The sequence below is a fragment of the Streptomyces sp. NPDC019890 genome, assembly GCF_044903445.1.
Lineage (GTDB): Bacteria > Actinomycetota > Actinomycetes > Streptomycetales > Streptomycetaceae > Streptomyces.
Window position 1 is genome coordinate 47369 of record NZ_JBJDQK010000018.1, and the last position, 10991, is coordinate 58359.

Annotated in this window: 8 protein-coding genes; 2 read left to right on the forward strand and 6 right to left on the reverse strand. The window is 68.1% G+C overall.

Annotation, left to right across the window (positions count from 1 at the left end):
• Positions 1-45: 45 nt before the first annotated feature.
• Together ACI2LP_RS31610 and ACI2LP_RS31615 are read left to right on the forward strand one after the other, a co-directional pair.
• The gene (locus ACI2LP_RS31610) at positions 46-273 is read left to right on the forward strand and encodes a hypothetical protein (RefSeq protein ID WP_404727964.1); all 228 of its coding nucleotides are present in this window, start codon (positions 46-48) and stop codon (positions 271-273) included.
• A 786-nt stretch (positions 274-1059) separates the two neighbouring features.
• A complete protein-coding gene (locus ACI2LP_RS31615) occupies positions 1060-1383 on the forward strand; it encodes a hypothetical protein (RefSeq protein ID WP_404727965.1) in 324 nt (107 codons plus the stop codon).
• A gap of 1297 nt (positions 1384-2680) precedes the next feature.
• Here the strand turns inward: ACI2LP_RS31615 and ACI2LP_RS31620 are convergent.
• The 6 genes from ACI2LP_RS31620 to ACI2LP_RS31645 form a co-directional block, all read right to left on the reverse strand.
• A complete protein-coding gene (locus ACI2LP_RS31620; protein WP_404727966.1) occupies positions 2681-4822 on the reverse strand; it encodes a P-loop NTPase fold protein in 2142 nt (713 codons plus the stop codon).
• A 50-nt stretch (positions 4823-4872) separates the two neighbouring features.
• A complete protein-coding gene (locus ACI2LP_RS31625; RefSeq protein WP_404727967.1) occupies positions 4873-5565 on the reverse strand; it encodes a helicase associated domain-containing protein in 693 nt (230 codons plus the stop codon).
• Complete coding sequence (locus ACI2LP_RS31630) at positions 5496-6311, reverse strand: helicase associated domain-containing protein (RefSeq protein ID WP_404727968.1); 816 nt, start codon at positions 6309-6311, stop codon at positions 5496-5498. Before ACI2LP_RS31630 ends, ACI2LP_RS31625 begins: the two co-directional genes overlap by 70 nt.
• Positions 6312-6497: 186 nt before the next feature.
• Entirely contained in the window at positions 6498-7088 is a 591-nt protein-coding gene (locus ACI2LP_RS31635) for a TnsA-like heteromeric transposase endonuclease subunit (RefSeq protein WP_404727969.1), read from the reverse strand.
• 288 nt (positions 7089-7376) lie between these two features.
• Positions 7377-10043 carry a Helicase associated domain protein gene (locus ACI2LP_RS31640; RefSeq protein WP_404727970.1) on the reverse strand — a complete coding sequence of 889 codons (2667 nt, stop codon included), beginning with the start codon at positions 10041-10043 and terminating at the stop codon, positions 7377-7379.
• A 129-nt stretch (positions 10044-10172) separates the two neighbouring features.
• Positions 10173-10544: an ankyrin repeat domain-containing protein gene (locus ACI2LP_RS31645; RefSeq protein WP_404727971.1), complete on the reverse strand. Its 372-nt coding sequence runs from the start codon at positions 10542-10544 to the stop codon at positions 10173-10175.
• Positions 10545-10991: the final 447 nt, after the last annotated feature.

Sequence of the window (10991 nt, forward strand, 5' to 3'; positions counted from 1 at the left end):
TTCCGCCTGCGGACCGTCCGCAGGCATCCCAGGGAGGGAACCCTCATGTCCACCGCTGCCAACCAGTCCCAGCAGCCGCCGGCCACGCAGCCCTCGGGCACGGACCCCGTGCTGCTCCTGGTGCTGGCAATCGTCTTCGTCCTGGTGCTGGGCGCCACGCTCTACCTGTGCCTGGTCCACCCCTCGTTGACCGGGCCGATCGGGGCGGTGGGTGGGGTGGCCTCGGCGCTGGTTGCTGCGTTTGCGGTGGCGTTTTCCCTCCGTCGGCGCTGACGACCTGTGGGCTGGGCCACTGAGATCGCACCGCCGTGTCCACGCCGTCATCCAGACCGTCAAAACCCTGTACCGACGGGGCCCATGCGGCAAATCTGCTGACGGCACGAGCACCCAGGACGCTTGTCCTGGGTGCCTGGCTGTGTACGTCGCTGACCATCCGATTCACCGGCCGACTGACGGCCTTCACGCCCACTCCACGCCGAGTTCCGCGAGTACGGCTGTCCAGGATCGGTTTTTGTGATCGGTTCACGGATGGCTGAGCTGGGCTGATCAGTTCGCGCGTCTGGCTGTGTTCGGGGGCGGGCGGCGGGAGGTGATCGCTGGGTGGCTGAGGTGTTGGTTGCGGTGGCAGTCTGAGCTGTGGGTTTGTCAGGTATCAGGGTCGTTGATCAGTTGTAGCCATCTTCTTCTGAGCGCTGGTCACTTTCTCTGATCACGGGTATGCGCCGGGCCGCGTAGTCGGGTGTCGCCGAGATGCCTGGCAGGACGGAGCGAGGGTCCCGCAGCCGGCGCCGGTAGGCGTTGTTACGAAATACTCTCTTGTCCTGCTGGAGATCCTCCCTGCTTATCTCGCCTCTGAGCTGCGGAAACGCGGTTTCGATACCGGGAACCGGTCTTGCTTGGGCTGTACCTGGCTATGCTCGCCTTGGTGGTGGCACACATGTGCCTGCACCAGACGACCTCGCCTTCTCCGGCGGGGTTTTTTCATGCCTCACGCCGATGGCCCCGACGCGAAGACGCGTCGGGGCCATCGGCGTTTTCGGTCTCGAAGGAGCGAAGCTGATGTCTGACGTCCCGTGGGCAGTTGTGGCGGTGGTGGGGTTGCTCGCCCTGGTCTGTCTGGCCGCGCTTGTCGCCCACGCCGTTCTGGCTGCGTTGGCTATCCGCCGTGCGCGGCTCGAAGATCTGCCGGTCATGCTGGACAGCAGCGGGCGGACGCTTCTGGGGCTCTTCAAGTCGCTGCGGGTGGGAGTCGGGCAGGCTGGCCTCAGTGCGGGACCGGGGGCAAGCCCGCAGGGGCCGGTGGCCGATCCCGCGCTCTCCGGCGGTGCGACGTCGCCGGACAGTACGGCAGTTGCGGAGCCGGGCGGGGGAGGAGCGCAGTGAGGCGAGAACAGTACTGGCCGGACAAGGATCCCGTCAGCCGCCGGATCGGCGATGACGTCCTCGGGCGTGCCCTGCGCAAGGTGTTGCGGGACTCCGAACGGCGGCTCCTGCTCGACTATCTGCACGGGGCTCCACTCGTTCAGATGGCCCGACAGTTTGGTTGGACGGTAGAGGGCTTGCAGGAGCTCATCAGGAGCCTGCTGATCAGACTGCGGGACTCGGAGTTCGGGCCCCAACTGCGTGAGGAGCTGTTGAGCCGGACGGGTCCGCAGCACTCGGCCCTGGTCTGGGAGGGTGTCAAAGAGGTACCTGTCCATCGGTGCCAGCGTGTCGGCTGTACCACGCCGCCCTTCGTGCAAAAGGCCCGTGGGCGTACGCGCAAGTACTGCAGCGACGCGTGCAAGCAGGCTGCCTACCGCGGTGCGCGGGCTGAGCAGCCCGCCAAGCGCGCAGCGGCTCCCACAGCGCTGTCCAACCCATGGTTCAGGGTGGTGCGCTCACGGAAAGGGCGGCGGATGCCCTACCGGTTTCTCGACTACACAGAGACTGACGCGGTGTTCCCGGACACCCGGGATGCCAAGCGGGCCATGCCGGAAAGCAGTGCATACAGCGAGTACTTCCGGTGGAAGCTGTCCGAGTGGATGCCTTCGCGGGGCCGGCCGAAGGCCCTGGGGACCCAAGGGGTCGGTGCCAAGGCTGCCGGGGGCAAGAGGAACATTGGCTTGTGGCTGTTGGATGGCAATAGCAGGATGCGCGCGTTGCGGGATTTGCGCACAGCCATTCCTGCGCGGGATCTGCGACGGATGGCGCAGTCCGACAGTTCAGCGTGGCCGGACCTCGCTGCGCTCGATTCGCTGCTCAGCAAGAGGGGCGGCCGACGCATGCGTGGCTCCGCTCGTGGAGCCGGCCCCTTTGAACCGCGGCGTGCGCCGACTGTGCCAAGCGGTCACAGGGGCTCTCGACGGCGGGTGGCAGGCCTGTCTTACCCCTTGCCAGCCGTCTCGTCAGTGCCGAACAACCCTGGGTATTGCCCGCGCTGGAACCGGTCCCGAGAGCGCCGGCAGCGGGCCGCGCGGCCGATAGCACGGATGGCCAACACGCCTACGTCTACTCGTCGTACGGGCTGACGGTGTCGGTGTAGGTCTGGCGGGCGGAGGCGAGGAGGTGCGCTCGGCAGTCGGGGCGCCTGGCGAGCGGGCGTCCACGTGGCGCTGCCGTTGCTCGGGTGCGAGGGCGAACGGATTGTCTGTCACGGCTTGCTGCTCCGTGTTGTCTGCATGCGTGGGGCGGGTGGTGGTCAGCCGCTGCCCGGGATGTTGCCGCGGTGTCCGCGGAGTGCTTGGAGGATGCGTGCCCGGTGTTCGTCCTGAGGGCTGTCGGGGTCTGTTGTGGGGGCGTCGAGGTGGAGGCGGAGGCGGCTGTACAGCGCTTCGAGGCCGATGAGCGCGTCGAGGCTTTGCAGGGTGTCGTTGTCGATGACGGGGGACGGCGCCCGGTCGGGCGGGAGGAGTACGGCGAGGAGATCGAGCGGGGCCCACTCCTGGTCGAGACGCTGGCTGATCCAGGTCCGGGCAGCCTCCGGTTCGGCGTGGCGCCATGCCCAGATGAGGGTGATCTCCAGCTCGGTGAGTTCGTGGATGGGGCGGCTGACGGCGGGGGTGAGGTGCTGTGCGATCTCGTGGCTGATCAGGGAGCGGGCCTCGCTGATCCAGCCGGGGGTGGCTGCTGCCTGTGTGTGGTCCGGGCTGTCGGAGTCCTCCCGGGCGATGACGCGTTGCAGGGTGCGGGCAGCCAGGACGGCTCCGTCGGGGGTTTCAGCCATGGTCTTGAGGATTGCGGGCCGCTCGGGCTCGGCCAGGTCGGTCAGGAGGTCTTTTGCGAGGAAGTCCATGGCGCGGTCCGCGGTGAACAGGCCGAAGACCCCTTGAGGGGTGGAGGTGAGGTGGCCGTACTGCCGGGCTGCGGCTTTGAGGAGTGCGGCCACTGGCAGGGGAGTGGCGGCAGCGCGTTTGTACTGGATGCGGCGGGTGATGCGCTGGGTGTCGTCGCGCAAGCGCAGGAGCAGTTCGCTTGCTTCGGCTTCTGCGGCGCCGTCGGCCAGTTGCTGCAGGGCGGTGTCGAAGGTGTGCTCGGGAAGGTCGTCGTCGGGGATGCCGAAGACCATGTACCGGTCGAAGTAGTCGATGCTGCCGATGCCGCGCCGCAGCGCGATGGCCTGGGTGCCGGCGCCGTAGCCGAGTGCTTGGCGAAGTGGTGCGAACAGCATGCTCATCAGGCCGATCACGCCGTCCAGGTGCTGCTCTGCGACGCCGGTGTCCTGCAGCCTGGTGCGCCAGCGGTCGATGCGCTGTTCCGGCCGCTCGTCGCGGCGCGAGGGCAGGTCGACGCTGGTACCAGTGAGTTCGGCTCGGTGCTGCCACAGCAACTGGTAGGCGCGGGGCTCGCTGGTGCGTAGGAAGGTGACGAGCAGGAAGTCGACGATGTCGACGTTGCCGGTGAGCTGGCCGAGGGTGGCATCCACCTGGCCGAAGAACCGTTTGATGGCGCGCGGGGTGCGCAGCCGGGCCTGCAGGTGCCGGTAGTAGGCCTCGGAGAGCCGCTGCTGCTCGCCAGGCGTCAGGGTCAGGCTGTGCGAGGCGAGGACTGCGGCGAGGGAGCGGTCGACCAGGAGGTCGGCGTCGCGCTCGCGGAACGCGGGAAGGTCCAGCCGGACCTGGACGATCTTTTCCAGGAACTCGCGTGCGCGGGGCTCGCTGTTGCCGACCAGCTCACTGCGTTGCAGGACGTCCAGCAGGGTCCGTTCGTCGAAGCTGATCAGGTAGTACACGCCTGGTAGATGGCCTACCAGGCGTACCAGCTTGAAGACGACGAGGAGTTCTTCGGGGGTGAGGCGGTCAAGGTCGTCCATGACGACGAGGACCGGACGGCCCGCTTTGCGCAGGGCTTCTTCAGCTTTGCGTTTCGCTGCGGACGCGCTCGTGTCGCCGCTGACGCGGTTGCTGACCTCCTGGATCAGTCCCTCCGAGTCCAGGCCGAAGACGGCAGTGGCTTTCCCCAGAGGGCTGATTGCCCGTCCGAACCCACCGATCTTCTGCCGCGCCTCGGACCACCGTTCGTCTTTGGGGAGGGCTTCGCGGATCTCGCTGAACAGCGCCTGAGTCAGGGACTCCAGATCGGAGTACAGCCATGGGTTGAGTTCCGCGATCAGCCAGCCTTCACCATTCTCCGTTTCCCGTAGCCGGCGTGTCACTTTGCCCAGGACGCTGGACTTTCCGGAGCCCCAGGAGCCGATCAGCGCGAGTACACCGGTTTCGGTCTGGGCTCGTACACGGTCCAGCAGGCTGAGCACATGCTGGGCGTATTGCCCGTGTCCGAGCAGATCAGGCCCTTCCTCGTGGTCGAGGAAGGGCTCGTCATTGAAGAAGTGCGCGTCGGCCATCTGCCCATTGTCGGGACAGGAAGGGAGCCGGGTACGGGTGTTGGCGGTGTTCAGCCTGCGATGAGTCCGGTGGTGGTGAGGAGGTGTTGTTGGTGGGGGTGGAGGAGGGGCCAGGTGCGTCGCTGGTTTTGGAGCCATTGGCGGGTGGTGGGGTGGCGGGGGTGGGTGTGGGCGTAGTGGTAGGCGCGTTGCCACAGGATGGGCCAGGGAGGGTTCCACCAGGGGTCGATCGTGGCGAGTGTCTGCTGGGTGGGGGAGGGGCTGCTGCGTTTCTTCGCGAGTTCGCGCTGTCGGTTGAGCCATTCGCCGAGGGGGAAGCCGTTGTGGACGGTTTTGATGGGAGGGCAGAGGTGGCCGTGTTCGCTAGCCCAGGTACGGGCGTGCGTGAGGGCTTCGGCGTGGGGCCGGGGGCGAGGGCTGGGCGGCCACTGTTCGGCTGTCTGAGCGGTGATGCTGATCGCGTTCAGCAGGTGCTGCTGGTCTGGGTGGAGCTGGTCGTACTGGAGACCCGCCCGGGTGATCCAACTGCCCAGGACGGTGCCCGGGGCAGGGATCCGGGCGACGGGGTCGAACGGTTCGCCAGCTTTGATGTGGTTGAGGGCGCGGTAGTAGTTGCGCTGCCAGTGCAGGTCCCACGGAGGGTTCCACCAGGGGTCGATCGCGGTGAGTTCGGTCAGGTGGGGTGAGGGCGGCAGCCCTGCGCGGGCGCGTTGTTGGCGCGGTTGCGTTGGCTGAACAGCCACATGCCCAGGGGGTAGCCGTGGTGCCGGGTGTCGCGGGGAGCTGCGAGGCGGCCGTGTTCGGCGTGCCAGGCCCGGGCGTGTGCCAGGGCTGTTTCGAAGCCCGGCCTCAGATCGGGGCGGTGCCCGAGGCGGCTGCGGGGCTCGCGGGGACGCTTCGGCTCGGCGGCACGCCGTGCGCGACGCTGACCGGTGGGAGTTGGAGGATCTGCAGCCCTTCTGGCTTGGCTGGTCTTGTCTTTTGTCCCTGGAGCCGAGGCGGCAGCCGGTGATTTTGGGGCCGTACGTGCATGGTGCAGGGCCGTGCGGGCCACGTCGGTGGTGATGCCGATGTCGGCGAGGAGTTGCCGCTGCTTGGGGTGGAGTTCGTCGTACGTGGCGCACTGGCGCCACAGCCAGTCGGCGGCCCGAGAATCGTCGAGGTCATCAAAGCCGTTCTCGGCCTGGAGGAAGCGGCTGTCTGCTGTGTCGCGGGCGCGGTAGTAGTAGCGTTGCCAGCGCAGGTTCCAGGGCGGGCACCACCAGGGGTCGATGGCATTGAGAGCCTGTTGCCGTTCGGGGGACAGGACTTTGCGTTGTTGCTGGCTTCGTTGGCCGGCGAGCCATCGGCCCAGCGGGTATCCGTGGTGCACGGTGGTCGCGCTGACCTGAGCGAGGTGTCCGTGTTCGGCGGTGTAGGAGCGAGCGTGGACGAGGGCTTCTTCGGCGCCGGCCCCCCAACGGCGGCACCCGGCAGGCGGCGGGCGCATGCACAACTTCGAACCCCTCGTCGGCGAACAACAGCGACAGCAGCAGCGCCGCCATCTCGCCGTTCTCGGCGATCAGCCGCACCTGACCGCCAGCGAAGGCGGCTACCGTCCAGGCCCGCCCCTCGAACCGCACCCGGGCCCCCACCTCGACCACCGGCCCGCCGGACACCCGGCCCCGTGCACCCATCACGCCGCCCGCGCCCACACCGGCATCCGCTCATGCATCGGAGCGCCCAGATCCGCGGACAGCTGCCCCGCCCACAGAGCATGGAACAGCGCGGGAAGGACCACCACCGGATCCCCTGTCCTGTGCACGCCCTCCCACAGCGGCGTACGGTCGGCGGACGACTCCCGCAACGCCGCAGCCAGCTGCCGTTCTGCCTGGTACCGCGGATGCCGGTACCCGGCCAGCCAGGTCACGTTGCGCCGATACACCGGATCGACCGGGCCCAGCACCCAGTACCGCCAGCCCACCGCCGCACACACCTCGCCCACCACCGCCGCGAGGGACCGCTGCCGCTGAGAAAGCTCCCCTCTGGCGGTGCAGTCCGCCAAGACCCCTTGGCCGTCGGTGAGCCGGAGCATTACCTGCGGGACATGCGTACGCACTCCGTCCGGCGCACGCCACCGCAGTTCCAGTGGCCGACTGGCCAGGCCACTGACGCGTGGATCGCGGTCGAGCAGCATCAGATGCAGCCGCATCGCCCCAGACCCGTAGTGCACGAGCCGTCCGGTGGTCGCCGACCACCACCATCCCGGCGCCGTGCGCTTGCCCATGCGGGCTGAAAACGGCCTCAGCGGCGGACACTGCTCGAAGGCCACTTCGGCGGCCGCCGCCAGCCACGGCGAACACTCCGTCGTCCCGCCCGCAGCCAAGAACCGTACGTCCACAGCTCCGACATCGGCCGGCCCGGCCCTTGCCGCATCCCATTCCGCGCTCCGCACACAGAGCCAAACGTCTTGTCGGCTCATCCGGTAATGGGCATAACAAGCCAAAGGGAAACGCGTGCCAGAGACCCAGGTCCGCCGGTCCTGCCGGGCGCCCCCGACCCCGCAGACGTGCTGTCAGCCGCGCTCGGACTGCTCTACGGCCCAGGCGTAGCCCAGTTCAGCGAAGGCTGCTCGCTGCTCCGCGTCCAGACGGTCACGCCTGGCCTTCTGGTTACTCAGAAACACTCCTAGCCTGACCACCGAACCGTCCGGCAGCTCTTCAACGTGTGCCCTTCCAACAACAGTTCTGCCTTCCCGCGCGATGTATTGGGCAAGGGCCGCGACCCCCCGCCGGAAGGCCGTCGACGTCTTTCCCCCGGCGCTCTCCGCGCCATCCTGGGCGGCTGGCGACGACCGCTCGGCGGGCTTCACCCCCAGTGCTGAGAGTCTCCGCTGCTGCTCCTCGGAGAGTTGGAACCACTCGCGGGACTGTCGCTGCAGCCACCGTCCGAGGTCGTCGCCCTCGAAAAGCACTCCGGGCCTGATGTCGGGCAGGACACCGTCGGGTTCGTCGGCAGCAAGGTCGGCGAGGACGCGGTAGTGGCGTTGCCAGTCCAGGGGCCAGGGGCAGTTCCAGTCGGGGTCAACCGCGGTCAGCTGTACTGCTCGGGCCGTGGCGCGTTCGGGGTTCCTTCCGAGGCCGTGGGTGCGGCGGAGGTTGGCCATGTGCTCCCCGACCGGGGCCAGTTCGCTGTCGGTGTTGCCCCATACGGCGTCGCGTCTGGGGGCGAGGTGGCCGTGGGCGCGGTGGTAGGAGCGCAGTACGGCGAGTTTGTTCTCCCAGGCTTCCTCGCCGGGTTCCCACACCATCCCGGCCTCGTCGAGCAGTTCCCGGCGGTGGTCGTCGAGTTCACCGGCGCGGTAGGTGCGCCGCTGCTGGTGGACCCAGCGCCCCAGGGGGAAGCGTTCGGTGGCGCCGGCTTCGGCCTCGGTGTCGTAGGGCACGGCGTACAGGCCGGTGATCCCGTTCTCCCTCCGCCAGCGCAGCAGGGCCTGGTAGCCCTCCAGCCACACCAGCGACTCGGGCCGGTACACCCGCGTGCGCAGGAACGCCGCGATCGTCGCCGCGTCGCGGGGGCTGGAGAAGTTCAGCAGCGCGGACTCCACCGCACCCTGCGTGCCGTCCAGTTCCTCGGCGCCGGCGCCGACGCCGCTGGCCCCGACGATCCGCCCGTCCTCGTCGCGGACGAGGTGGTGCGGCTTGGTCCGCGGCTGCCTTGTCAGTGCCTGGGAGGCGAGCTGTTCGACGAGGCGTTCCGAGTGTGAGCGCAGGCCCTGAAGGACGGCCGTGAGCGGGCGGAACGAGGCGGAGGCGACCATGTCGCCGGGGTCCTCGCCGGGCTCCAGGAAGACGGGCACGATGATCCGTGCGACCTTGGCCGTGCCGTCGGGGTTCGGCCGGAGGGCACGGCCGATGTTCTGGACGATCTCGACCTGGGAGCCGCGGGTGTCGGCGAAGCAGATCGCCTCCACCCCGCGCTCGCCGACGATGTCGACGCCCTCGCCCAGGACCCGCACGCTGGCCAGGAACGCCCGGTGCACGCGCGTGTTGTCGGCGTCGATGCCGTCTGCGAACTGGCGCAGGACTTCGCGGCGTTCGGCGACGAGATGGTCGCCGCACAGCCACGCCGACCACACCCGGTCCGGGGGCACGTGGCGGCCGGCCTCCAGCTCGTAGAACTCCGCGTCGATCGACGACTTCGGCAATGCGTCCGCGTCGGCCAGAGCCTGGTCGGACGCTTCGGTCATGTACAGCTCCGCGGCCGTCTGCGGCATCTTCTCCGCGAACGCGGCCGCCTCCTCCACCCGCTGGTGGAACGTCATGACCGTACGCAGGTTGTGGCGCGCGGCGTGCTCCAGGAGCGCGGTCTGCAGCAGTGCCAGGCGCCGGCCCCGCAGCGCCTCCTCCGACAGCCCGAGCACGGGGGAGGGGTCCCGGATCTCCAGCACGTCGATCTCGAACCCGGCGAGGATGTTCCGCTCGATCGCCTCGGACAGCCCGAGCTCGAAAATCCACTCGCCGTAGGTGCCTGCAGGGTCGCTGGCCATCGTCGCGACCTCCAGCTCCTGGCCGTCCGCGCCCTTCTGCGGTTGGGGCGAGGCGAGGATGCGCGGGGTGGCGGTCAGGTACAGCCGGAAGTCCGCCGGGATCCGGGTGTTGTCGTGGATCGCCGCCCACGGTCGGCCAGTGTCCCCGGCGAGTCCGTGGGCTTCGTCCAGGATGGCGAGGTCGAAGCCGTCCATCGACTGACCGTACAACCGCTCTCCGCCTGCCAGAGAGGCCTCCAGCGGGCCGCGTACCTTCACCCGGCCCGTGATGTCCTCGGGGTCCTCGCGGTCCACGAGGGAGGCGTACGTGGCAAACACGACCACCGGCCCGGACCTGGCCCACAAGGCAAGCTGGATAGGGTTGGTGGTGGTGCGCACCCCGAGCTGCTCCAGGACGTCGTCCTTCTCCAACGAGCACACCGCGACCATCGGCGCGGTGTGGCCGACCCGGCGCCACGCCTGGGCGGTCTGTACGAGCAGGTCCAGGGTGGGCACCATCACGAGGATCCGGCCGTCCCGGAAGCAATCGAGCGCGGCCGCAGCGGCTGTGATCGTCTTCCCGGATCCGGTCGCTGACACGACCGTGCCACGGGCACCCTGAGGGGGCACAGATGACCTCGCAGGCCATCCCACCCACCTACGGATTCGTGTATGTGCCTCTACTTGGTGTTCCCGAAGCTGAATCTCGGTCATTTACAGCCTTTCTGACGAGGTATTTCCCGACGGTCCATCAGGCCGCGATGTCACGTGTGCGGGGTGTGGCGGCACGGCTCCGCACAAAGATGCTGCACAGATTTCAGCTCCAGGTTTCTACCGGACGGTTCAGTTCCCAGGCTTCTCACTGCGTGCGAGGAAGCGTTGGAGCAGCCGCTTCGCTGGTTCGTGGTTGTAGTGCTCAGCGATCTGCAGGGGGGTCTCCCCATCGGCGGCCGACAGGCGCGGATCAGCGCCGTAGGCCAACAGGATCGCGGTGGCAGCAGTGTTCAACGGGTGCCCCGATTGCAGATGACCGTCTCCCTCGACGTCGATCGAGTGAGTGAGCAACGTATGACCGAAGCACAGCTCGTTCGGGTCTGCTCCGGCGTCCAGGAGTGCGGTGAGCACCTCGTACTCACTCATTTCCACGGCTTCGTGCACGGGCGTCCATCTCTCCAGATCACCAAAAGGCTTCACAAAATTCCTGTCACCATCCACCTACGCCTCCAACCTATTTTCAGCGTTTGCTCTAGATTCGAGCAGCAATATCCAGAGGATGTTCCTTCATTCCCCCAATCCTACATGCTGCATCAAGTCAAGGCAGGCGCTGCACTAAACCCCGACCCGGAACGAGAACCCCCCACCCTCGTAGCCAGCCCGGCCCGCGTCAGCGGGCCCAAAGGGACTGGAGGCGCAGCCGGAAGGACCGTCAGGCGGGGGAGCGCAGCGGACCCGCCCACCGGGTTGGAGCGTCAGCGGAAACCCGGTGGGCGGGACGAAGTCCCGTTGCCTCGGGAGCGAAGCGGACGAGGCGTCAACCTGACTGCGCAGCAGTCAGGTTGTGCGGGCCGCGCCGCGGCCCGTCAGCGCTCCCGCGGAGCGGGAGCGCAACAACCGGGCGCAGCCCGGTTGTTCGCTTGCATATCGCGCAGCGATAGGGTACCC